The sequence below is a fragment of the Pseudomonas sp. D2002 genome, from assembly GCF_013385735.1.
In the GTDB taxonomy this organism is placed as follows: Bacteria; Pseudomonadota; Gammaproteobacteria; order Pseudomonadales; family Pseudomonadaceae; genus Aquipseudomonas.
Genome location: NZ_JACAPL010000013.1, coordinates 1 through 22,084, shown reverse-complemented (window position 1 = coordinate 22,084; position 22,084 = coordinate 1). Strand labels below are relative to the sequence as shown.

Annotated in this window: 22 protein-coding genes; 13 read left to right on the top strand and 9 right to left on the bottom strand. The window is 62.1% G+C overall.

The genetic code is table 11. The features are described from left to right. Positions 1-3 precede the first annotated feature (3 nt). Positions 4-1,392, top strand: a complete 1,389-nt coding sequence (cysS, locus tag HX783_RS23455) for a cysteine--tRNA ligase (protein WP_145337639.1) — start codon at positions 4-6, stop codon at positions 1,390-1,392. Positions 1,393-1,668: 276 nt separating this feature from the next. Here the strand turns inward: cysS and HX783_RS23450 are convergent, their stop codons facing one another. Together HX783_RS23450 and HX783_RS23445 are read right to left on the bottom strand one after the other, a co-directional pair. Beyond that, positions 1,669-2,349, bottom strand: a complete 681-nt coding sequence (locus tag HX783_RS23450) for a peptidase E (RefSeq protein WP_177018406.1) — start codon at positions 2,347-2,349, stop codon at positions 1,669-1,671. Between the two features lie 26 nt (positions 2,350-2,375). Beyond that, a complete protein-coding gene (locus HX783_RS23445; protein WP_177018405.1) occupies positions 2,376-2,918 on the bottom strand; it encodes a dihydrofolate reductase family protein in 543 nt (180 codons plus the stop codon). Positions 2,919-3,098: 180 nt separating this feature from the next. Here HX783_RS23445 and HX783_RS23440 point away from each other — a divergent pair, with 180 nt between their 5' ends. Further along, positions 3,099-3,557, top strand: a complete 459-nt coding sequence (locus tag HX783_RS23440) for an HIT family protein (RefSeq protein WP_159957677.1) — start codon at positions 3,099-3,101, stop codon at positions 3,555-3,557. Between the two features lie 127 nt (positions 3,558-3,684). On the opposite strand, the gene HX783_RS23435 is transcribed toward HX783_RS23440, so the two are convergent. The 7 genes from HX783_RS23435 to HX783_RS23405 form a co-directional block, all read right to left on the bottom strand. Then, positions 3,685-4,023, bottom strand: coding sequence for a Na+/H+ antiporter subunit G (locus HX783_RS23435; protein WP_159957675.1), 339 nt, complete (start codon positions 4,021-4,023; stop codon positions 3,685-3,687). Further along, positions 4,020-4,298: a K+/H+ antiporter subunit F gene (locus tag HX783_RS23430; protein ID WP_159957673.1), complete on the bottom strand. Its 279-nt coding sequence runs from the start codon at positions 4,296-4,298 to the stop codon at positions 4,020-4,022. Before HX783_RS23430 ends, HX783_RS23435 begins: the two co-directional genes overlap by 4 nt. After that, positions 4,295-4,783 (bottom strand): Na+/H+ antiporter subunit E, encoded by a 489-nt coding sequence (locus HX783_RS23425; RefSeq protein ID WP_177018404.1) that lies wholly within the window; start codon positions 4,781-4,783, stop codon positions 4,295-4,297. Before HX783_RS23425 ends, HX783_RS23430 begins: the two co-directional genes overlap by 4 nt. Further along, on the bottom strand, positions 4,780-6,462 hold the full coding sequence (locus HX783_RS23420) for a monovalent cation/H+ antiporter subunit D (protein WP_177018403.1): 1,683 nt from the start codon (positions 6,460-6,462) through the stop codon (positions 4,780-4,782). The genes HX783_RS23425 and HX783_RS23420 overlap by 4 nt, the downstream gene beginning before the upstream one ends. After that, positions 6,459-6,803 (bottom strand): Na+/H+ antiporter subunit C, encoded by a 345-nt coding sequence (locus HX783_RS23415; protein ID WP_003192163.1) that lies wholly within the window; start codon positions 6,801-6,803, stop codon positions 6,459-6,461. Before HX783_RS23415 ends, HX783_RS23420 begins: the two co-directional genes overlap by 4 nt. Further along, a complete protein-coding gene (locus tag HX783_RS23410; protein ID WP_177018402.1) occupies positions 6,803-9,724 on the bottom strand; it encodes a monovalent cation/H+ antiporter subunit A in 2,922 nt (973 codons plus the stop codon). Before HX783_RS23410 ends, HX783_RS23415 begins: the two co-directional genes overlap by 1 nt. Before the next feature lie 211 nt (positions 9,725-9,935). Then, a complete protein-coding gene (locus HX783_RS23405) occupies positions 9,936-10,865 on the bottom strand; it encodes a DMT family transporter (protein WP_159957665.1) in 930 nt (309 codons plus the stop codon). A 92-nt stretch (positions 10,866-10,957) separates the two neighbouring features. On the opposite strand from HX783_RS23405, the gene HX783_RS23400 reads away from it, so the two are divergent. From HX783_RS23400 to HX783_RS23350, 11 genes are all read left to right on the top strand, one after another. Further along, positions 10,958-11,521, top strand: a complete 564-nt coding sequence (locus HX783_RS23400) for an XRE family transcriptional regulator (RefSeq protein ID WP_177018401.1) — start codon at positions 10,958-10,960, stop codon at positions 11,519-11,521. Positions 11,522-11,675: 154 nt separating this feature from the next. Continuing rightward, the gene (locus HX783_RS23395; protein ID WP_177018400.1) at positions 11,676-12,872 is read left to right on the top strand and encodes an SfnB family sulfur acquisition oxidoreductase; all 1,197 of its coding nucleotides are present in this window, start codon (positions 11,676-11,678) and stop codon (positions 12,870-12,872) included. 12 nt (positions 12,873-12,884) lie between these two features. After that, positions 12,885-13,211 (top strand): acyl-CoA dehydrogenase, encoded by a 327-nt coding sequence (locus HX783_RS23390; RefSeq protein WP_177018399.1) that lies wholly within the window; start codon positions 12,885-12,887, stop codon positions 13,209-13,211. Next, positions 13,211-14,626 carry an LLM class flavin-dependent oxidoreductase gene (locus HX783_RS23385; protein ID WP_177018398.1) on the top strand — a complete coding sequence of 472 codons (1,416 nt, stop codon included), beginning with the start codon at positions 13,211-13,213 and terminating at the stop codon, positions 14,624-14,626. Before HX783_RS23390 ends, HX783_RS23385 begins: the two co-directional genes overlap by 1 nt. 132 nt (positions 14,627-14,758) lie before the next feature. Next, entirely contained in the window at positions 14,759-15,661 is a 903-nt protein-coding gene (locus HX783_RS23380) for an acyl-CoA synthetase (RefSeq protein ID WP_177018397.1), read from the top strand. Then, positions 15,658-16,428, top strand: coding sequence for an ABC transporter ATP-binding protein (locus HX783_RS23375; RefSeq protein WP_177018396.1), 771 nt, complete (start codon positions 15,658-15,660; stop codon positions 16,426-16,428). The genes HX783_RS23380 and HX783_RS23375 overlap by 4 nt, the downstream gene beginning before the upstream one ends. Next, complete coding sequence (locus HX783_RS23370; protein WP_177018395.1) at positions 16,428-17,309, top strand: branched-chain amino acid ABC transporter permease; 882 nt, start codon at positions 16,428-16,430, stop codon at positions 17,307-17,309. Before HX783_RS23375 ends, HX783_RS23370 begins: the two co-directional genes overlap by 1 nt. A 4-nt stretch (positions 17,310-17,313) precedes the next feature. Continuing rightward, positions 17,314-18,363, top strand: a complete 1,050-nt coding sequence (locus HX783_RS23365) for a branched-chain amino acid ABC transporter permease (RefSeq protein WP_177018394.1) — start codon at positions 17,314-17,316, stop codon at positions 18,361-18,363. A 17-nt stretch (positions 18,364-18,380) separates the two neighbouring features. After that, positions 18,381-19,721 (top strand): ABC transporter substrate-binding protein, encoded by a 1,341-nt coding sequence (locus HX783_RS23360; protein ID WP_159957647.1) that lies wholly within the window; start codon positions 18,381-18,383, stop codon positions 19,719-19,721. A gap of 3 nt (positions 19,722-19,724) precedes the next feature. Continuing rightward, on the top strand, positions 19,725-20,492 hold the full coding sequence (locus tag HX783_RS23355; protein ID WP_177018393.1) for an ABC transporter ATP-binding protein: 768 nt from the start codon (positions 19,725-19,727) through the stop codon (positions 20,490-20,492). A 12-nt stretch (positions 20,493-20,504) separates the two neighbouring features. Then, entirely contained in the window at positions 20,505-21,899 is a 1,395-nt protein-coding gene (locus tag HX783_RS23350; RefSeq protein WP_177018392.1) for an FAD/NAD(P)-binding protein, read from the top strand. Positions 21,900-22,084: the final 185 nt, after the last annotated feature.

Sequence of the window (22,084 nt, the reverse complement as noted above, 5' to 3'; positions counted from 1 at the left end):
GTTGTGCTAACGATCTACAACACACTCAGCAAGACCAAAGAAGTCTTCAAGCCGCTCGATGGCAACAAGGTGCGCATGTACGTGTGCGGCATGACCGTGTACGACTACTGCCACATCGGCCACGGCCGCAGCATGGTTGCCTTCGACCTGGTGACCCGCTGGTTGCGCTTCAGCGGCTATGACTTGACCTATGTGCGCAACATCACCGACATCGACGACAAGATCATCAATCGCGCCAACGAAAACGGCGAGTCGTTCGACGCGCTGACCGAGCGCATGATTGCCGCCATGCACGAGGACGAGGCCCGCCTCAACATCCTCAAGCCGGACATGGAGCCGCGTGCCACGGATCACATCCCTGGCATGCACGCGATGATCCAGACCCTGATCGACAAGGGTTACGCCTACGCCCCGGGCAATGGCGACGTGTACTACCGCGTCGCCAAGTTCATGGGCTACGGCAAGCTGTCGCGCAAGAAAATCGAAGACCTGCGCATCGGCGCTCGCATCGAAGTCGACGAAGCCAAGCAAGACCCGCTCGACTTCGTGCTGTGGAAAGGCACCAAGCCCGGCGAGCCGAGCTGGGAGTCGCCGTGGGGCGCGGGCCGTCCGGGCTGGCACATCGAATGCTCGGTGATGTCCACCTGCTGCCTGGGTGAGACCTTCGATATTCATGGCGGCGGCAGCGACCTCGAGTTCCCGCACCACGAGAACGAAATCGCCCAGAGCGAAGCGGCCACCGGCAAGACCTACGCCAATGCCTGGATGCACTGCGGCATGATCCGCATCAATGGCGAGAAGATGTCCAAGTCCTTGAACAACTTCTTCACCATCCGCGACGTGCTGGAAAAGTACCACCCGGAAGTGGTGCGTTACCTGCTGGTGTCGAGCCACTACCGCAGCGCCATCAACTACTCGGAAGACAACCTCAAGGACGCCAAGGGCGCCCTGGAGCGTTTCTACCACGCGTTGAAAGGCCTGCCGGCCGTGGCGCCTGCCGGTGGCGAAGCGTTCGTTGCACGCTTTACCGAAGTGATGAACGACGACTTCGGCACGCCGGAAGCCTGCGCGGTGCTGTTCGAAATGGTGCGTGAGATCAACCGCCTGCGCGAGACTGATCTCGACGCAGCGGCCGGGCTTGCGGCGCGCTTGAAAGAGCTGGCCAGCGTGCTCGGTGTGCTGCAGATGGAAGCCGATGACTTCCTGCAAGCCGGCGCCGAAGGGCGTGTGGATGCGGCTGAGGTGGATGCGCTGATTCAGGCGCGTCTGGCTGCTCGGGCTAACAAAGACTGGGCGGAGTCCGACCGTATCCGTGACCAACTGACCGCGATGGGTGTGGTGTTGGAAGACGGCAAGGGCGGGACGACGTGGCGGTTGGCTGATCAGGCTTGATCGGTAAACGCTGAATGAAAAACGCCCCGACTGGTTCGGGGCGATCGTTCCCACGCTCTGCGTGGGAATGCCACCCTGGACGCTCCGCGTCCCGCTTTTGGCGAACGCCTCAAGCCCTGAGCATGGTGACGCGGAGCGTCACGGGATGCATTCCCACGCAGAGCGTGGGAACGATCATGATCCTGAAACGCTGTCGGAAGTTTCTGTGATAGCGGGTGCAGGCACATTGCAGGTTCGGTGGTGTCCCCCATTCAAAGGTGGGAGCGAGTTCAGCGTTCACATTTGCTTCAGATACGGCGGTGAGGCGCTGACCTCATAAGCGTAATTCTGCGCTTCGCTGCGGATCAGCCTGTGGTATTGGTCATTTTTGAAATGCAGAGCAACGCCATCATCTACCGCGTAGGCAGGTTGTATACCCTGAAGACGCACCAGCTCGACAAACGATGCTTCCCTTCCTGCCTCTGAGCGGAAATGCGGACACAGGGCGCCGGAAAGCAAGCCGAGGCCTGCGACCAGGGCAAACGCTCCCCCTGAATCAGAGTGCCCATAATCAAACCAGCAAATGGCCCCGGCACTGACACCACAGAGCACTTTGCCGTTTTTCCCTGCCGCTTTCAGAAGCCCGGTCACACCAAACTCGCGCCACGTAGCCAGCATGGCTCGCGTATTTCCGCCTGCCACATAAATGATGTCGGCCTGTTCAATCAGCGATGAAACCCGGTCAGTGCCGGGGAAGGGCGCAATGAAAAACGTCAGCGTGGTGACGGTGCAGCCTGCGCTTTGATACTTGGTGATGAAGTTGGAAATTTTAGTTCGGTCATCGCCATTGGCAGTGGAGATATAAAGAACATTCGGACGTGCTTTGCCTGATGACGCGACGATGTGTTTGTCGATAAGCGTCATGCGTGTCATCTCAGCGTCGGACTCTCCGCCGATAACAATGATGTTTGTATCCATCCTGACCTCCAGCCTGTCCCAGAAGATTAAGCCACCTGATATCGACTCTGAACAAACCCATTCTGCGACGCGTACGTGCCGACATGGCGCAGTTCACGCTCATGGCCAACCTGGCTGAACAAAGGAATCCCTTGTCCCAACAGCACAGGAATACGGGTGATGATCAACTCATCGATAAGGCCTGCTTCAAGAAACGCCTGAATCGTTTGGCCACCATCGATATACAGGTGTTTCATACCGCGCTCGGCTAACTGTTTCACGAGGGTGACTGCATCCGCCGACATCACCTCAACCTTGCCCTGCACATGGGCAGGCAGCTCCACCGATTGGCGCGAGAGGGCGATAACAGGCATACCCTCATAGGGCCATTCCGGAAAGGACAAGACTTTTTCCAGGGTTTTGCGGCCCATCACCAGCGCATCGACCGTGGCCATAAAGCCTTCGTAGGTCACACCGCTCAACTGCGCAGCTTCGTACTCCGGCCGGTGCAGCCACTCGATGTCACCGTCTGGCCGCGCTATGAAGCCGTCGACGCTTGCGGCGATAAAGACAGAACATTTGATGTCCATGAGGGGTAACACTCCTTGAAAAATGCAGTGGCTCTATTCAATTCACTATAAGCGTGGCGTTTTCTGATCTCAATTTCGTAAGACCTTTCAGAAAATTCTGTTTTGTTTTGACGCTCGCCCAATCCATGGCTTTAGATGTCCATCACGACCAAACTCATGATGAAACTGGCGGTGATTTGAATGGATTGTATTTTTTGCAGCATTGTCCGAAAGACCTCTCCAGCCCACATTCTGTGGGAGGACGAACACCATATGGCGTTCCTGTCGATCTTCCCCAACACGCCGGGTTTCAGCGTGGTGATCCCCAAGCAGCATTACGGCAGCTATGCGTTTGCGCAGTCGGATAAGGTGCTGGCTGACCTTGTTGTCGCCACCAAGAAAACCGCGTTGCTGATCGACCGGGCGTTTGCGGATGTGGCGCGCACGGGGATGATGCTGGAAGGGTACGGCGTGGATCACCTGCACGCGAAGCTGTTTCCCATGCATGGCACGGGGCAGGACAGTGCGTTCAAGCCTATCAGCTCCAAAGTGGATAAGTTCTTTGAGGCGTATGAGGGCTACATCTCGTCCCACGACTGTGTGCGGGCGGATGATGGGGAGTTGGCGCAGTTGGCGGCGCACATCCGCTCTTTTGCCTGATACAAAACCCAATGTGGGAGCGGGCTTGCTCGCGAAAGCAGAGTGTCAGTCACTGGATATATCGACTGATCGACCGCATTCGCGAGCAAGCCCGCTCCCACATGTTTTACTGTGTTCGCCTTAGAAATCAGCGGCGGCTACTGACCTCAGCTGGCACATCATCCCCCGCCATACGCTTGCGAAACAACGCCGTCCGCGCCAGCAGCAGCGTGGTCACCGGCACCGTGATCGCCAACAAAATCGGAATCAACCACCCGTGCAGCACCGGCGCGGATTTGAGCACCGAAAAGTAGATAATCGACGCCAACGCCACGCACCACGCGCCCAACGTCGAGGCCAGCGCCGGTGGGTGCATGCGCTGGAAGAAGTCCTTCATGCGCAACAAGCCAATCGCGCCGATCAGTGCAAACAGGCTGCTCAGCACCAGCAGCACGGCCACGCTCACTTCAACCCATAACGGCATCATTCAATCACCTCGCCACGCAGCAGGAATTTCGCCAGGGCGAACGACCCGACAAAGCCAAACAGTGCAATCAGCAGCGCTGCCTCAAAGTAGGTGTCACTCGCGTAACGAATGCCGAGCACCAGCATCATCAGCATCGCCAGGATGTACAGGTAGTCCAGCGCCAGAACCCGGTCCTGGGCCGACGGGCCTTTGAACAGGCGCAGCAGGGTCAGCACCATGGCCAGGGAGAACAGGAACAGGCTGACCAGGATCGCATTGGAGAGCAGGGCGCTCATTCGAAGATCTCCATCAGGGGCCGTTCATAGGCGTGTTTGAAGTGCTGGATAAACTGCGCTTCGTCATCCAGGTCGAAGACGTGGATCAGCAAAACACTGCGGTCCAGCGCCAGTTCCGACCAGACGGTGCCGGGGGTGACGCTGGTGATCATCGACAGCACGGCCAGGCCGTTGGCGTCGCGCAGGTCCAGCGGGACTTTGATAAAGCGCGAGCGCGGTGGCCGCGAACCGCAGGTCAGCACGCCCCAGGCCACGTGCAGGTTGGAGATGATCACGTCACGGCCCACCAGCAGGAACAGGCGGATGATCACGCCGGGGCGGCGGATGCGGATCGGCAGCGGGCGCAACGGCGCCATCAGCAGCGGGGCGAGAAAACCCAGCAGCGCGCCCAGCAGCAGGTTGCCGGGGCTGACCGACAGGTTCAACACCAGCCACAACAGCCACAACGCTAGCGACAACCACGGAGCCGGAAACAGACGCTTCATGGCTGCACCTCCAGGGCGGCGGCCTTGGCTTCAGGGCTGGGGATCGGGCGTGTCGCCATCACGGCCATCACATAATGTTCCGGGTTGTTCAGGCTTTCGGCGGTGGCCTGGGTGTAGCGCATCAATGGCTCGGCCTTGAACGTGAGGAGGATACTCAAGCCGTGCAGGAAGAAGATCGGCACGCACTCGTAGCGGCGCAGCAGCGGCGAGGGGCGCTCTTCCGGGGTCCAGAAGCGCTGGATGCCCAGGCGGGCGAAGGCGATCAGCGAGGCCAGCCCCGACAGAATCAGCAGCGCCACCAAGCCCCAGGCGGCCGGGCGGATCGGCTCATCCACGGCGTTGCCCAGGCCCATTGGGTTAACCAATGCGCTCAACAGGCTGAGCTTGCCGATAAAGCCGGACAGCGGCGGCATGCCGATAATCAGCAGTGCACAGGCGACAAAACTCAAGCCCAGAAAGGCCATGGTCCAGGGAATTACCTGGCCGACCACGGCTTTCTGTTCGTCGTCGAGGTTCACGCCAGGGCGCGGATGCAGCGATTCCATGGCCTTGGGCAGTGCGTCGATTTCCTCATCCAAGGGAAGATCATTGGCGGAGCGCGAGCGTTCGATCAATTCAGCCAGCAGGAACAGCGCGCTCAATGCCAGCGTCGAGCTGACCAGATAGAACAACGCACCGGCGGTCAGGCTTGGCTGGGCAAAACCCACGGCCGACAGCAGGATCCCGGCGGACACCAGAATGCTCAAGCTCGCCATACGCTCCAGGCGTTGCGCCGCCACCATCGCCAGTGCCGCACAAATGATCGTCGCCATGCCGCCATACACCAGCCAGTCGCCGCCGAACAGCGCCGAGGCACCGGCCTGGCCGGAGAACAGCAGCGTCCACAGGCGCAGCACGGTGTACACGCCAACCTTGGTCATGATCGCAAACATCGCCGCCACCGGCGCGCTGGCCGAGGAATAGGCGGGCGCCAGCCAGAAGTTCAGCGGCCACATGCCGGCTTTGGCCAGGAAGGCGGTCGCCAGGATCGCCGCACCGGCGTGCAACAGGCCACGATCAGCCTCCGGCACCAGCGGGATTTTCAGCGCCAGATCGGCAAAGTTCAGCGTGCCGGTGACACCGTAGATCATCGCCGCGCCGATCAGGAACAGCGACGAGGCCAGCAGGTTGATCGCGATGTAATGCAGCCCCGACGACACCCGCGCGCGGCCCGAGCCATGCAGCATCAAACCGTAGGACGCCGCCAGCAGCACTTCGAAGAACACAAACAGGTTGAACAAGTCCGCCGTGAGGAAGGCGCCGTACAGGCCCATCATCTGGATCTGGAACAGCGCGTGGAAACTGGTGCCTGCGCGGTCCCAGCGGGCCATGGCGAACAGCAGCGCACTCACGCCGATGATCCCGGTCAGCACCAGCATCATCGCCGACAGCGGGTCCACCACCAGCACAATGCCGAACGGCACCTGCCAGTTGCCCGGCAGGTAGACGCCGATCGAGCCGGGGCCGCCTTGCTGGGTCAAGTACAACAGCAGGATGGCGATGCCCAGGCCGATGGCGCTGGAGAACAGATTGATTTTAGCCTTCAGCGGGCGGCGTTTTTCGCCGAGCATCAGCATCAGCGCGGCGGTCAGCAACGGCAGCAGGATCGGCGCGACGATCAGTTGATTCATCCACGTCATTCCTTGGGCTCCCGGCCGTCTACATGGTCAGTGCCGGTCAAGCCTCGGGAGGCCAGCAGCACCACCAGGAACAACGCCGTCATGGCAAAGCTGATCACGATGGCGGTCAGCACCAGGGCCTGGGGCAGGGGGTCGGTGTAGTTGAGCAGGTCTTGCGGCACGCCGTCCTTGATGATCGGCTCCTTGCCGATAAACAGGCTGCCCATGCTGAAAATGAACAGGTTGACCCCGTACGACAGCAAGCACAGGCCCATGACGACCTGGAACGTCCGTGGCCGCAGGATCAACCAGACGCCGGAGGCCGCCAGGACCCCAATGGCAATTGCGATGACTTCTTCCATCAGGCGGCTCCTTCCGTAGCGGCAACGGCTTTGGCCTGGTTGCTCGGTTTGTGGGCCCGCACGGATTGGTGACCGAGGGCGGTGAGCATCAGCAGCGTGGAACCAACGACCATGGCGTACACGCCGACGTCGAAGAACAGCGCGCTGGCGACATGGATATCGCCGAGCACCGGCAGGCTGAAATGCCAAGTGTGGGTGGTGAGGAACGGGTAACCGGCAAACAGCGCGCCAAGCCCGGTGAGGGTCGCCGAGAGCAGGCCGAAGCCCATCCAGCGCATCGGCCGCAGGCTCATTTGCGCCTCGACCCACTGGGTGCCGGCCACCATGTATTGCAGGATGAACGCCACCGACATCACCAGGCCTGCGACGAAACCGCCGCCCGGCTGGTTGTGGCCGCGCATGAACAGGTAGAACGACACCACCAGCGCAATCGGCAGCAGCAGGCGTACCAGTACGGCCGGCACCATCATGAAGCCCAGCGCGGTATCGCTGGCCTGGCGTGGGTTGACCAGATCAGTCGCCACGTCCGGCGCCAGTTGGCGTTGTTGTGCAGGCAGTTGCATGCTTTCTTTGGATGGGCGGAAGCGGCGCAGCAGGGCGTACACGGTCAAGGCCACGGCGCCAAGCACGGTGATTTCGCCGAGGGTGTCGAAGCCCCGGAAGTCCACCAGCATCACATTGACCACATTGCTGCCGCCGCCTTCGGGCAGCGCGCGGCTCAGGTAGAACGAGGAAATGTCATTGGGTGTCTGGCGCGTCAGCATCGCGTAGGACAGCAACGCCATGCCGCCGCCGACCACGGTGGACAGCAGGAAGTCACGCAGGCGGCGAATGCGCGCCTTGCGCAGCGAGCTGGGCAGTGGCGAGACTTCTTCGATCCGCCGTGGCAGCCAGCGCAGGCCCAGCAGGATCAGCACGGTGGTCACCACTTCGACCACCAACTGCGTCAACGCCAGGTCCGGGGCCGAGAACCACACGAACGTAATGCACGTCATCAGGCCACACACGCTGACCATGGTCAGGGCTGCCAGCCGGTGATACTTGGCTTGCCAGGCGGCGCCGAGGGCACAGGCGATTGCCAGCAGCCACAAGGTCACAAACACAATGGACCCCGGGATTTTTGGCCGGTCGCCCCAGCTGAGGCCGCTGTTGAGCATTGGGATCAACCCGGCCACCACCGCTGCCGACACCAGCAGGAACAGCTGGGTTTGCAGGCGCTTGGTGCTGATGCGTTTCTCGATCCTGCGCACACCGCGCATCATCACCACCAGGCTGCGTTCGAACATGCGCTTACCGTTGAAGTAGCTGATGACCGGCGGGTATTTGAAGCGCCCGCGCTTGAGTTGTTTGCGCAGCATCAGGTAAAGCACCACACCGCCGGACATGGCCACCAGGCTCATGATCATCGGCGCGTTCCAGCCGTGCCAGATCGCCAGGCTGTACTCGGGCAGCACGCCACCCACCACCGGCAGTGCGGCGGCGGCGAGGATCGAACCGACCACCTGGGCGGGGAAGATGCCCACCAGCAGGCAGGTGAACACCAGCAACTCAACCGGCGCACGCATCCAGCGCGGTGGTTCGTGCGGTGTGTGCGGCAGGTCGGTGGCGGGCGGGCCGAAGAACACATCGACCGTGAAGCGCAACGCGTAGGCGACGCTGAAGGTGCCGGCGATGGTCGCAATGGCCGGCAGGGCGATTTCCACCCAGGCGGTCGAGGTGATGAACACGGTTTCGGCGAAGAACATCTCTTTGGACAGGAAGCCATTGAGCAATGGCACGCCAGCCATCGACGCACTGGCCACCATCGCCAGGGTCGCGGTAAACGGGATCAGCCGCACCAGACCGCTGAGCTTGCGAATATCGCGGGTGCCGCTTTCGTGGTCGATGATGCCCGCGGCCATGAACAGCGAGGCTTTGAACGTAGCGTGGTTGAGAATATGGAACACCGCAGCGACGGCGGCCAGCGGGCTGTTGAGGCCCAGCAGCAGGGTGATCAGCCCGAGGTGGCTGATGGTGGAGTAGGCCAGCAGGCCTTTGAGATCATTTTGGAACATGGCGCAGTAAGCGCCGAGGAGGAGGGTGATGGCGCCGGCACCGCCGACGATCCAGAACCATTCTTCGCTGCCGGACAGTGACGGCCACAGGCGGGCCAGCAGGAACACGCCGGCCTTCACCATCGTCGCCGAATGCAGGTACGCCGAAACCGGCGTGGGTGCCGCCATCGCGTGGGGCAGCCAGAAGTGGAAGGGGAATTGCGCGCTTTTGCTCAAGGCGCCGATCAGCACCAGGGCCAGCATGACCGGGTACAGCGAATGCGCGCGAATCTGATCGCCCGCCGCCAGCACCTGGTCCAGGTCATAGCTGCCGACGATATGCCCCAGCAGCATCACGCCCGCCAGCAGGCACAAACCGCCCGCACCGGTGACCATCAGCGCCATATAGGCACCGCGCCTGGCATCGGCGCGGTGGTGCCAATAGCCGATCAACAGGAACGAGAACAGGCTGGTCAGTTCCCAGAAGAACACGATCTGAATCAGGTTGCCGGAAATCACCAGCCCGAGCATGGCGCCCATGAAGGCCAGGAAAAACGCGAAGAAACGCGGCACCGGATCGTCCGGCGACATGTAATAGCGCGCATACAGCGACACCAGCGAGCCGATGCCCAGCACCAGCATCGAGAACAGCCAGGCGAACCCATCCATGCGCAACACGAAGTTCAGCCCAAGGCTGGGCAACCACATGAATTCTTCGCGGATCACGCCACCATGGGCGATCTGGGGGTACAGCAGGGCGACTTGAATGGTGCCGACCAAGGCCACAAGGCCAGCCAACAGGGATTCGGTGTTACGTGCATTGTGCGGCAGCAAGGCCGCCAGACAGCTGCCAATAAAAGGCAGAAGCAGTAGAACTATCAGGGACATAGGCTTCTAATCTGCGGGAGTTTGGGATGCATCATACGTGCCGCTTTCTCGATCACCAAACGGCAAGATGTGGCAGGATCCTACAAAGTAAGCTGAAAACCGCCGTTTCGCATTGTTTCAGCGGGCCCCTGTCCACCTGGCACCACCGCCCCCTGTGGGAGCCGGGCTTGCCCGCGATGGCGATCTGGCAGCCACCACAAACCGTCAGACCTTACCCCTGCTGTTCCTGTTCCCTTTCATCTTGCAGTTCGATGGCCTTCTGCCCCTTGGTCTTCAACTCACTGACAATCACCGCCGCCACAATCAACGCCGCGCCCACCATCGCAATCGGCGGGAAGCGCTCCCCGGCGATCCGCCCGATCACGCCGGCCCAGACTGGCTCACCGGCGTAGATCAAGGTGGCACGTGTCGGCGAGACACTCTGCTGCGCCCAGTTCATCGCGACCTGGATCACCGCGCTGGTCAAGCCCAGGCCCACGGCACTGAATACCAGCAACCAGGAGAACCCTGGCAAGGCCTCACCCATTGGCACCACCATCAGAAACGACAGCAGCGACGCCGTGGCCAACTGCACCACCGTCACCCGGCGCACATCCACCTGCCCTGCAAACGCGCTGATCAGGATGATCTCGGCGGCCACTGCCACCGCACAGATCAGCGTGGCGATTTCGCCGGGGCTGAAGTTCAGCGAGGCGCCGGCCGGGCCGGTGAGCAACATCAACCCGGTAAACGCCAGCATGATGCCGATGGCCGGCATCAGCGCCGGGCGACGACCCAGTACCAACCACTGCAATAGCGGTACAAAGGGTACATACAGCGCCGTGATAAACGCCGACTGACTGCTCGGAATCGTCTGCAAGCCGATGGTCTGCATGCCGTATCCGAACATGATCGAGGTGCCAATGAAGGCACCGGCTTTCAATTCAAACCAGGTCAGGTCGCGCAGGGTGCGCAACGAAAAGAACCCGACCACGATGGCCGCCGCCGCAAACCGCAGGCCCACGAAAAACATCGGCCCGCTGACGGTCATCGCATGCTGCACCAGCAAAAAGGTGCCGCCCCAGATCATGGTGATCACCACCAGGATGCATTCGGCTTTGCTGAAACGGTTGAAACGTGAAGAAGCGTTCGGGGCAGTCATGGCGGCTCGGTCTTGCAAGGGAAAGGCACGGACCGCACAATGCGCCGCACGCTGGGCAGTATACTGCGCACACCTACCTTATGAGCAATATAGTGCACAAAGAAAATCCACAACGCGCTTCGGTCCTGCAACACGTCAGCCAGAACGTGCGTCGTTTGCGGCATGCTGCCGACATGAGCCAGACCGCGCTATCGGAAAAGTCCGGGGTCAGCCGGCGCATGCTGGTGGCTATCGAGGCGGGCGAGAAGAATGTCAGCTTGTCGACCCTGGATCGCGTGGCCGAAGCCTTGGACGTGGCCTTCAGCGACCTGATCCAGGCCCCGGATGCCGGCGACCACAGCCGCATCAACGAGTTGGCCTGGGCCGGTGAAATCCCCGGCAGTAAAGCCGTGCTGCTGGCCAAGGCCACGGCGCGGCGTGAGGTCGAGTTGTGGGAGATGCACCTGGAACCAGGCGATCGCTACAGCCCCGACCCCGACCCGGACGGCTGGAGCGTGCAGCTGTTTGTGTTCGAAGGCTGCCTCACGCTTTTGGTCGGCGATGAGGAAAAGCGCGTCGCCGCCGGTGAGTTCTACATGTTCGCCAGCCGTCACGTTCACGGCTATCGCAATGACGGCGACGTGCCGGTGCGCTTTGTACGCAACGTGGTGATCTAACTGTCTGCCAGGCAACAGTGGATGGACACTTTGCTCGTCTGCAAGCGCACTCGTTTCAAGGTTTTAGCCGCAACCCGCTGATTTTATTGGCGATTACATTCAGGCACGACTCCTGCAATCACTCCATTATCTCATCGGAGCCTGGAGTCGGCCCATGTCAGCCCACCCTCAACACCCTGCCCATATCATTCGCTCGGATGCCGAAGCCATCGAGGTGGCCACACGTTTGGCTGCCCGCTTCGCCATCGACGCCAGCGTGCGCGACCGCGAGCGGCGCCTGCCGGTGGACGAGCTCGAAGAGTTCTCTGCCAGCGGCCTGTGGGGCATCACCATTCCCAAGGCCTACGGCGGCGCTGAGGTGTCCTATGTGACGGTGGCCGAGGTGATCAAAGTGATCTCCGCCGCCGACCCTTCACTGGGGCAAATCCCGCAGAACCACCTGGGTGTCATCGACATCCTCCTGCAAACCGCCAGCGAGGAACAAAAGCGCCATTACTTCGGCAAGGTCTTGGCCGGCTACCGTTTCGGCAATGCCTTTTCCGAAGCTAAGAGCAAAAACGCCGGCACCTTCGACACCCAGATTCGGTTTGACGGCGACACCGCGCAAATAAACGGTGAGAAGTTCTACTGCACCGGCGCGTTGTTCGCCCACATCGTTCCCACGGTCGGCAACAATGAAAACGGCCAGGCCTTTATTGCCTTCGTCGAACGCAATGCGCCGGGCCTCACAGTGATCGACAGCTGGGATGGCTTCGGCCAGCGCACCACCGCCAGCGGCGGCGTGACCCTCGATGGCGTGACCGTGCCGCGCACGGCGGTGATCCCGGCCCACCTGGCGTTTGACCAGCCTACCGCGAATGGCCCGATCTCCCAGATCATCCAGGCCGCCGTCGACACCGGCATCGCCCTTGGCGCGCTGGAACAGGCAAAAATCTACGCGCGCCAGGCGCGGCCCTGGATCGACAGCCAACAGGAACATGGCTGGCAAGACCCCTTCACCATAGCTGCCATCGGTGACCTGCAATGGCGCGTGCACGGCACCGAAGCCATTCTCGCCAAGGCCGGCAAGGCGGTCGACCGCGCCCTGGCCGAGCCGAATGAAGACACCGTAGCCCAGGCTTCGCTGGTGGTCGCCCAGGCCAAAGTGTTGTCGGCCGAAACTGCCTTGCTCGCCAGCAGCAAGCTGTTCGAACTGGCCGGCACGCGCTCGGTCACCGGCAAGCACAACCTCGACCGCTTCTGGCGCAATGCGCGCACCCACACCTTGCACGACCCGGCGCGCTGGAAATACCACCTGATCGGCAACTTCGTGCTCAACGGCGTGAAGCCTGCGCGCCACGCCTGGAACTGAGGAACCTGCCCCATGACTGCTCTGAATCAAGCGCGCCAACTGCTGCAAAGCACCCGCCGCGCAGTGGAAAAAAGTGATGACCCTTACGTGATCAGCCGCTTCGGCGACTGGCAGATTCGCGTCGATGTGGCCGCCGCCTTGCTGGAACGCGCCGAAACCCACCCGAGCCCGGTCGCCCTCACCGAAGCGCAAATCGCTGCTGCCGAAGCGCTGATTTTCGCCAGCAACGCCGAATTCGAACTGACCGGCCAACGCACCGCGCTGCCGCCCAGCCTGGATGATCCGTTGCGCTGGAAATACCAGATCGTCGGCAACTACCACCTTAACGGAGTGCGTTGATGTCCCGTGAAATCCGCTTGAATGCCTTCGACATGAACTGTGTCGGCCACCAATCCCCCGGCCTGTGGGCGCACCCGCGTGATCGCTCGTGGCAGTACAAAGACCTGGAATACTGGACCGACCTGGCCAAAATCCTCGAGCGCGGCAAGTTCGACGGCCTGTTTATCGCCGACGTGCTGGGCATCTACGACGTGTACAACGGCAACGGCGACGCGGCGATTCGCCAGGCCGCCCAGGTGCCGGTCAACGACCCGCTGTCGCTGATCGCACCGATGGCGCTGGTCACCGAACACCTGGGTTTCGGCCTGACGGCCTCGTTGTCGTTCGAGCATCCGTACCCGTTTGCCCGCCGCCTGTCGACCCTCGATCACCTGACCAAGGGCCGTATCGGCTGGAACATCGTCACCTCGTATCTAGAAAGCGGCGCCAAGAACCTCGGCCAGAAAGCCCAGACCGAACACGACGCGCGCTACGACTACGCCGAGGAATACCTGGAAGTTTGCTACAAGCTCTGGGAAGGCAGCTGGGAGGAGGGTGCGGTACTGCGTGACCGCGAGCGCCGAATTTTCAGCGACCCGAGCAAAATCCACGAGATCCGCCACGTCGGCAAGCACTTCCAGGTGCCCGGCATTCACCTGTGCGAGCCGTCGCCGCAACGCACACCCGTGCTGTACCAGGCCGGCGCGTCCAGCCGTGGCAAGCAGTTCGCCGCCGAACAGGCGGAGTGCGTATTCGTGGCGGCACCGTCCAAAGTACTGCTGAAAAAGACCGTCGCCGACATCCGCCGCCGCGCGGCTGAGGCTGGGCGTGATCCGAAGAAAATTCTGATTTTCAATTTGCAGACAGTCATCGTCGGCGAGACCGACGCCAAGGCCAAGGCCAAGTTTGAGGAATACAAATCCTACGTCAGCTACGAAGGCGCGATGGCGCTGATTTCCGGCTGGACCGGCATCGACTTCAGCCAGTTCAAGCCGGATGAGCCGCTCAAGCACGTGCACACCAATGCGATTCAGTCGGCGGTGGAAGCCTTCTCCACGGCGGACCCGAGCAAAGTGTGGACGCCAAACGAGCTGGCCGACTGGGTCGGTATCGGCGGCTTTGGCCCGTTGTTTGTCGGCGGCCCGGAAACCGTGGCCGACCTGCTGCAGGAATGGGTCGAAGAGACCGACGTGGACGGCTTCAACCTGGCCTATGCACTGACCCATGAAACCTTTATCGACGCCGTGGACCTGCTGGTGCCGGAGCTGCAAAAGCGTGGCGTGTACAAAACCGAATACGCCCAGGGCACCTTGCGCGAGAAGTTGTTTGGCGATGGCGCGCGGCTGGGGGCGAATCACCCTGGCGCCGGTTATCGCGATTTATCGGGTTCACATAAAACCAATGTGGGAGCGGGCTTGCTCGCGAATGCGGACTGACATTCAACATAAATGTCGACTGAACCAGCGCTTTCGCGAGCAAGCCCGCTCCCACATGTGATCTCGATTGTTTGATCAATCCCAGCCAGCGGACCACCGCACGCACATCACTTGAATAGGAGCATTACCCCTATGAGCGTGCACGAACTCAAACGCCCGCTGGCCCTGGAATGGCCTGCCGAACTGCTCGGCAACCTGCCCAAGGCCTTGGAACAATTGCACCACTGGGCGCAGATCACCCCGTTGCACACCGCCCTGCGCCACAAGCGCCAGGGCCAGTGGTATGCCTGGCGCTGGATCGACGCCTTGCGCGATGTCGAGCGCCTGGCCGATGGGTTGCGCCAGCAAGGTTTCGGCGAACAATCGCGGCTGGCCCTCAGCGGTGCCTTCGAGCCCAACCTGTTGCTGCTGGCCTTGGCTGCCCAGTCCATCGGCGGGCAGGTGTTGACCCTGGCCGACGACCTGGAACCCGAAGTTCTGTACCAACAGCTGTGGCGCATTCGCCCCAGCCATTCTTACGCCCAGGGCCGCCACCAGGTGCGGCACTGGCAGTCCGCCAACCCGGTGGATTTTGCCCAACTGCTCGGCCCCATTGACCCGGCGCAGCACCTGCAGCGTTGGTGGCAACCGAGCGGCGAAACCGTGTTGTGGAGCGAGGAGGGCACCCATTGGCAAGGCGGGCTGGCGGTGGTGCTGGAGCAATGGCTGAACAGCGGCCACGGCCTGGCATTCCCCGAAAGCCTGGCTTCGGCGCGGCGTGATCGCAGTGAAGTCGCACCGACCGGCCTGCTGCTATCGCCCGAGCGTTTGCAGCACCTGGCCGACGATATCGAAAGCCGCCTCGCGCCCCACGGCACCTGGCGTCGACGCTTGTGCGACTGGGCCATCGCCCACCCGCAAAGCGGCCTGCGCCGGTTGCTGAAAAATCGCGTGCGCAGGCTGCTCGGTTTCCAGCGCCTGTCCTATATCTGGCAACCGCTCAAATCCAGCGCCGAGCCGGTATGGCTGGCCGAATTCAAACGGGACATCGCATGAGCCAGGCCATCCTCCAAGTGCGGGATATCTCGCTGTCGTTCAAAGGCGTCAAGGCCATCAATGCGTTGTCGTTCGAGGTGCAGCGCGGCGAAATCTGCGCGTTGATCGGGCCCAATGGCGCGGGCAAGAGTTCGTTGCTCAATGTACTCAACGGCGTGTATCGCTTTGACGCCGGCGAGATCGTGTTTGAGCAACAGCACTTCCAGCGCATCGACCCGTTGGGCGCCGCGCGCCGAGGCATTGGCCGCACCTTCCAGAACAATGCGCTGTTCAAAAAGATGAGCGTGCTCGACAACATCCTTACCGGCCTGTCGCGGCATATGCGCACCAGCTTTATCGAGCAGGCCCTCGGCTTACCGCGCGCCCGGCGTGAGGCTGAGGCCTTCCGCCTGCGTGGCCAAGCCATCCTCGAATTGCTCGAACTGCAAGCCCATCGCGACGTACTGGTGGGCAACCTGTCCTATGGCCTGCAAAAACGCGTGGAGTTGGGCCGCGCGTTGATCGCAGGCCCGAGCCTGTTGCTGCTCGACGAGCCAATGGCCGGGATGAACGCCGAAGAAAAACAGGACATGGCGCGCTTCGTCGCCGACGTAAACCGCGATCTGGGCACCACCGTGGTGTTGATCGAGCACGACATGGGCGTGGTCATGGGCCTGTCCGATCACGTGGTGGTGCTCGACTACGGGCGCAAGGTCGGCGACGGCACGCCCGCCGAGGTGCAGGCCAACCCCGAGGTGATTGCCGCTTACCTGGGAGTCGCACACTGATGACCTTCTTTTTCGAAACCCTGCTCGGCGGCCTGCTCGCCGGCACCCTGTACTCGCTGGTCGCCATCGGCTTCGTGCTGATCTACAAGGCCAGCGGTGTGTTCAATTTCGCCCAGGGCTCGATGCTGCTGTTTGCCGCCCTGACCTTCGTCAGCCTGCATGATCAGGGCGTGCCGTTTTTCCTGGCGCTGCTGCTGACGGTGATCGTGATGATCATCGGCGCCTTGCTGATCGAGCGGCTGGTGTTGCGCCCGTTGGTGAACCGCTCGCAGATCACCCTGTTCATGGCCACCTTGGGCCTGTCGTTCATTATCGAAGGCCTGGCCCAAGGCTTGATGGGCTCGCAGGTGCGCGCGCTGGATCTGGGTATCGACGACGTGCCGCTGTTTGTCGGGCCGCTGATGGTCAGCCAGTTCGACCTGATCGCCGCTGCCGCTGCGGTGGTGCTGGTGAGCGTGCTGGCGCTGCTGTTCAACAAGACCCGCATTGGCGTGTCGCTGCGCGCGGTGGCGGATGACACCACGGCGGCGCTGTCCATCGGCATCAACCTCAACCGTATCTGGCAGATCGTCTGGGCCGTGGCCGGGGTGGTCGGGCTGGTGGCGGGGCTGTTGTGGGGCGCGCGCCAGGGCGTGCAGTTTTCGCTGTCGCTGGTGGTGCTCAAGGCCTTGCCGGTATTGATCATCGGCGGCTTTACCTCGATTGGCGGGGCGATCGTCGGCGGGTTGATTGTCGGCGCGGCGGAGAACCTCGCCGAGGTGTATATCGGCCCGCTGATCGGCGGCGGCATCACGCCGTGGTTTGCTTACGTATTGGCCCTGGCCTTCCTGTATATCCGCCCCGCCGGCCTGTTCGGCGAGCGCGCCATCGAGCGAGTCTGAAACCATGTCGATTCCCGTTGCTCAAGTAACCGCGCCATTGGTGTTGACCCAGCGGCGCGTGCCCTGGGGCCTGATTGGCCTGTTGGCGCTGGCCTTTATCGTGGTGCCGCTGTGGGGCAATGACTATTGGCTCAACGCGATCCTGATTCCCTTCCTGGTGCTGTCCCTGGCCGGGCTGGGCTTGAACCTGCTGACCGGCTACACCGGGCAAACCTCGGTGGGCGCGGCGGGCTTCATGGCCGTCGGTGCGTTCGCCACCTATGGGTTTTTATTGCGCCTGCCGGAGCTGGGCTTGCCGGTGGCGCTGCTCGGCGGCGGCGTGATCAGCGCGTTGGTGGGGCTGCTGTTCGGCTTGCCCAGCTCGCGAATCAAGGGTTTCTATTTGATGGTCACCACGCTGGCCGCACAGTTTTTCCTGGAATGGCTGTTCGTCAAATTCCCCTGGTTCTACAACTACGGCTCCTCGGGCACCATTTCTGCGCCGAAACTGGCGCTATTCGGCCATGACCTCAACACCCCGGTTGGCCGCTATCTGCTGACCTTGATCACGGTGCTGCTGTTGACCTGGACCGCCGTCAACCTGGTGCGCAGCCAGGTCGGCCGCAACTGGATGGCGATCCGCGACATGGACACCGCCGCCGCCGTGGTCGGCATTCCGGTGGTGCGCTACAAGCGCCTGGCGTTCGCGGTCAGCTCGTTCTACTTAGGCATCGCCGGTGCGCTGTGGGCCTTTGCCTACCTGGGCACGGCCAGCGCCAGCAGCTTCGATATCAACCGCTCGTTCCAGATCCTGTTCATCATCATTATCGGCGGCATGGGCAGCATTGCCGGCAACTTTGTCGGCGCGGCGTTTATCAGCCTGCTGCCGATTTTCCTCAGCCATGCCGGGCAGGCGTTGTTCGGCGGTTCGGTGGATGCGGGGCAGTTGCAGAACCTGCAGAAAATCATCTTTGGCGTGTTGATCATCGTGTTCCTGATCAAGGAACCCGAGGGCTTGATTCGCCTGTTGCACACCCTTCGCGATCGGCTGCGTCAGTGGCCTCTACGTTTCTGACCCTAAGAGAACCTCCCATGCGTGCATCCTTGAAACGTTCCCTGGTCGGCGCCGCCTTCGCGCTGGCCGCCCTGGCCGGTGCTGTGCCCCAGGCAAGCGCCTCGCCCGACCAGCAATTCATTCCCCTGGCCACCTACCGCGTCGGCGCCTACGCCTCCAGCGGCGTGCAGGTGTGGGCCGGGATGATCGACTACCTGCGTTATATCAACGAGGTTGAAGGCGGCATCAATGGGGTGAAACTGGTGTGGCAGGAATGCGAGACCGAGTGGACGGCAGAGAAGGGCATCGAGTGCTACGAGCGCTTCAAAAATGGCCTGGATGGCGCGCCGGTTGCGGTGTATCAACCCAATGGCGCACCGGCGGCGTATGCGCTGAGCGAGCGCGCCGAGGTCGACAAGATCCCGCTGATCACCCTGGGTTACGGCCGCACTGAAGCCACCGACGGCACCGTGTTCCCGTACAACTTCCCGGTGATGCTGACCTTCTACAGCGAGGCGTCGACATTGGTGAACTACATCGCCCAGCGCGAAGGCGGTTTCGACAAGCTCAAGGGCAAGAAGATCGCCACGGTCTATCACGACTCGGCCTACGGGCGGGAAACCCTCGGCCCGCTGAAGCTGCTGGCGGAGAAATACGGCTTTGAAAACATCCAGATTCCGGTCGCCGATCCGGGCAACGAGCAGTCGGCGCAATGGCGCCAGGTGCGCCAGGCCAATCCGGATTGGGTGTTCCTGCGCACCTGGGGCGTGTCGACGCCGGTTGCGGTGAAGACCGCCGCGCGCTTCGGCTTCCCGGTCGACCACATCATCGGCGATATCTGGGCCAGTTCCAGCGAAGACGTGTTGCCTGCCGGCGCTGCTGCCAAAGGCTACCTGGCACTCACCCCATACCCGGCCGGCGCCGACTTCGAGATTCATAAACGCCTCAAGCAATACATCCTCGATAAGGGCCACAGCGACCTCAAAGACCTGAAAAACTTCGGCAGCGTTTACTACAACTCCGGTCTGGTGAACGCCGCCGTGGCGGTGGAAGCCATTCGCACCGGCCAGGCCAAATTCGGCAAACGGCCACTCAATGGCGAAGAAGGCCGCTGGGGCCTGGAGCATCTGAATATCGACGACGCGCGTTTGAAGGACATGGGCTACCTGGGCCTGATGCAGAACCTCAAGCTGTCGTGCCGCGACCACGAAGGCGGCGGTTCGGCGCGCGTGCAGCAGTGGGACGGCGCCAACTGGACGCTGATCAGCGATTGGATCGCCGCCGACCGCGCGTTGTTGCGCCCGTTGATCGATGAAAAGTCCGCCGCCTTCGCCAAGGAAAAAGGCCTGACGCCGCGCACCTGCACCGGGGATGAATAAATCATGAGCCAAGCCGCCGCTGAAACTGCACAGCCGTCGCTGCTGACGGTCAACGACATCGAAGTGATCTACGACGGCGCAATCCTGGCGGTGGCCGGGGTGTCCTTGAATGTGCCCAAGGGCGCCATCGTCGCCTTGCTCGGCGCCAATGGCGCGGGCAAAAGCACTACGCTCAAGGCGATTTCGGGGCTGGTGCGCGCCGAGCGGGCCGAAGTCAGCCGGGGTGTGATCACCTATGTCGGGCGCGATGTGGCCGGTATCGACCCCAGCCAGCGCGTGCGCCAGGGCATGGTTCATGTGCTGGAAGGTCGGCATGTGTTCGGCCAACTGACGGTGGAAGACAACCTGCGCAGCGGTGGCTTTGTGCGACGCCTTAGCCGCAAGGCCATGGAGCACGACCTGGAACGCATCTACGCCTGGTTCCCACGGCTCAAGACCAAGCGCCACACCCGCGCGGGGCTCACGTCGGGCGGCGAGCAGCAAATGGTCGCCATTGGCCGGGCGCTGATGACTCGCCCGACCTTGGTGCTGCTCGACGAGCCGTCGATGGGGTTGGCGCCGATGATTGTGCAGGAGATTTTCGAGATCATCGCGCAGCTCAACCGTGAGCAGCAAGTGAGCTTTTTGATCGCCGAACAGAACATCAACGTCGCGCTCAACTATGCGTCCCAGGGCTACGTGCTGGATACTGGGCGAGTGGTGTTGAACGGCAGTGCAACTGAGCTGCTGGCGCGTGGCGATTTGCATGATATTTATCTGGGTAAACAGTAAGGGCGAACGTGCATGACTGAATCCATCCGCAACGCTGATGTATTGATCATCGGCGGCGGCCTGAGCGGCACGATGTTGGCCGTGCAACTGCTGCGCCAGTCCGGGCAGCGGTACATCCTGGTGATTGAACCGCGCGCCGAACTCGGGCGCGGCGAGGCCTACAGCGCCGTTGAGCTGGGCCACACCTTGAACGGTAACGCCGCGCGCATGAGTGTGGACCCGGACAACGCCGATGACCTGACCCAGTGGCTCACCGACTACATCGGCGCCGGAGGTTGGCCGGAATCGGATCAGCAGCATGTGCCGATCAGTGAACTGTTCCCGCCGCGCGGGATTTTTGGCGTGTACGCGCAGCAGCGGCTGGCCGAAGCCAAGGCGCTGTCGGCATCCACCGTCGAGCATGTGCGTGGCGAAGTGGTCGACCTGCAAGTGGACGACGCAGCCACATTGCTCACCCTTGATAACGGCCAGCAACTGCGCGGCACTTACGCGGTGCTGGCCACCGGCATGTTCCCGGCGGCGCGTACACCGCAGACCGAGTCCAGCGGTTTGAACGCCGCCGCCGTGGACCCGTGGGATGTGCAGGCCATGACTCACATCGACCCGCAATCGACGGTGCTGATCATCGGTTCCGGGCTGACCATGGTCGACGCTGTGGTGTCGCTGGAGCAGGCGGGCCATCGTGGGCCCATCGAGATTTTCTCGCGGCACGGTCTGTTGCCGCATGTGCGCCGACAGCCGCCAAGCTGGGAAGACTTTCTCGCCGCCGATCACAGCCTGTGCAGTCCACGGCAGCTGCTGCGCGAGGTGCGCCGCCAATGCCGGATCGCGCAGGCCCAGGGCATCGATTGGCAGGCGCCGCTGGACACCGTGCGTGCGCACATCGGCCGTTTGTGGAGCCAGGCCGACGAGCGTGAGAAGCGCCAGTTCGTGCGTCATGTACGGCCGTGGTGGGAGAGCCATCATCACCGTTCGCCGCCGTTGAGTGCGCAGTTGGTGGCGCGGTTGCAGGCCGAAGGGCGGTTGCGGATTCAGGCGGCGTCGTTCAAGGGGGTGGTGGCGTCGGACGGTGGTGTGACTATTCGCTTGCGGCGTCGTGGTGAGCAGGCGGTGACGCAGGTGTCGGGCGCGGCGCTGATCAATTCCAGCGGTATCGAATACGATTGGCGCCGGGTGGCCAGGCCGTTGCCGCAGCAGTTGCTCAAGCGTGGGTTGATCCGGCCTGGGCCGTTGGCGTTGGGGATTGCGGCGGATGTGTCGGGGGCGGTGGTGGATGCTGAGGGCAATGTCAGCCCGCGATTGTTTGCCATGGGGCCGCCGTTGCGGGGGATGTGGTGGGAGAGTACGGCGGTGACCGATGTGGCGCTGCAGGCGAAGGCGTTGGCTTTGAAACTGACGAAAATTTGATGTGGGAGCTGGCTTGCCTGCGATAGCGGCCTCCCAGGCAACCCAAATCTACCTGACACCCTTCATTCCAAATGTGGGAGCGGGCTTGCTCGCGAAGGCCCTGTGTTGGGCGCTGGAGGTCTTGGATCGATCGGAGTACATATCCGTTATTAAGGTAACGGCCACTTATGGTTCCGCTCTTACAG

Bases quoted from the DNA above. Each gene is read 5' to 3' on its own strand.
- HX783_RS23450 (WP_177018406.1), bottom strand. From the start codon at position 2,349: ATGGATACAAACATCATTGTTATCGGCGGAGAGTCCGACGCTGAGATG.
- HX783_RS23445 (WP_177018405.1), bottom strand. From the start codon at position 2,918: ATGGACATCAAATGTTCTGTCTTTATCGCCGCAAGCGTCGACGGCTTC.
- HX783_RS23440 (WP_159957677.1), top strand. From the start codon at position 3,099: ATGGATTGTATTTTTTGCAGCATTGTCCGAAAGACCTCTCCAGCCCAC.
- HX783_RS23435 (WP_159957675.1), bottom strand. From the start codon at position 4,023: ATGATGCCGTTATGGGTTGAAGTGAGCGTGGCCGTGCTGCTGGTGCTG.
- HX783_RS23430 (WP_159957673.1), bottom strand. From the start codon at position 4,298: ATGAGCGCCCTGCTCTCCAATGCGATCCTGGTCAGCCTGTTCCTGTTC.
- HX783_RS23425 (WP_177018404.1), bottom strand. From the start codon at position 4,783: ATGAAGCGTCTGTTTCCGGCTCCGTGGTTGTCGCTAGCGTTGTGGCTG.
- HX783_RS23420 (WP_177018403.1), bottom strand. From the start codon at position 6,462: ATGACGTGGATGAATCAACTGATCGTCGCGCCGATCCTGCTGCCGTTG.
- HX783_RS23415 (WP_003192163.1), bottom strand. From the start codon at position 6,803: ATGGAAGAAGTCATCGCAATTGCCATTGGGGTCCTGGCGGCCTCCGGC.
- HX783_RS23410 (WP_177018402.1), bottom strand. From the start codon at position 9,724: ATGTCCCTGATAGTTCTACTGCTTCTGCCTTTTATTGGCAGCTGTCTG.
- HX783_RS23405 (WP_159957665.1), bottom strand. From the start codon at position 10,865: ATGACTGCCCCGAACGCTTCTTCACGTTTCAACCGTTTCAGCAAAGCC.
- HX783_RS23395 (WP_177018400.1), top strand. From the start codon at position 11,676: ATGTCAGCCCACCCTCAACACCCTGCCCATATCATTCGCTCGGATGCC.
- HX783_RS23390 (WP_177018399.1), top strand. From the start codon at position 12,885: ATGACTGCTCTGAATCAAGCGCGCCAACTGCTGCAAAGCACCCGCCGC.
- HX783_RS23385 (WP_177018398.1), top strand. From the start codon at position 13,211: ATGTCCCGTGAAATCCGCTTGAATGCCTTCGACATGAACTGTGTCGGC.
- HX783_RS23380 (WP_177018397.1), top strand. From the start codon at position 14,759: ATGAGCGTGCACGAACTCAAACGCCCGCTGGCCCTGGAATGGCCTGCC.
- HX783_RS23375 (WP_177018396.1), top strand. From the start codon at position 15,658: ATGAGCCAGGCCATCCTCCAAGTGCGGGATATCTCGCTGTCGTTCAAA.
- HX783_RS23370 (WP_177018395.1), top strand. From the start codon at position 16,428: ATGACCTTCTTTTTCGAAACCCTGCTCGGCGGCCTGCTCGCCGGCACC.
- HX783_RS23365 (WP_177018394.1), top strand. From the start codon at position 17,314: ATGTCGATTCCCGTTGCTCAAGTAACCGCGCCATTGGTGTTGACCCAG.
- HX783_RS23360 (WP_159957647.1), top strand. From the start codon at position 18,381: ATGCGTGCATCCTTGAAACGTTCCCTGGTCGGCGCCGCCTTCGCGCTG.
- HX783_RS23355 (WP_177018393.1), top strand. From the start codon at position 19,725: ATGAGCCAAGCCGCCGCTGAAACTGCACAGCCGTCGCTGCTGACGGTC.
- HX783_RS23350 (WP_177018392.1), top strand. From the start codon at position 20,505: ATGACTGAATCCATCCGCAACGCTGATGTATTGATCATCGGCGGCGGC.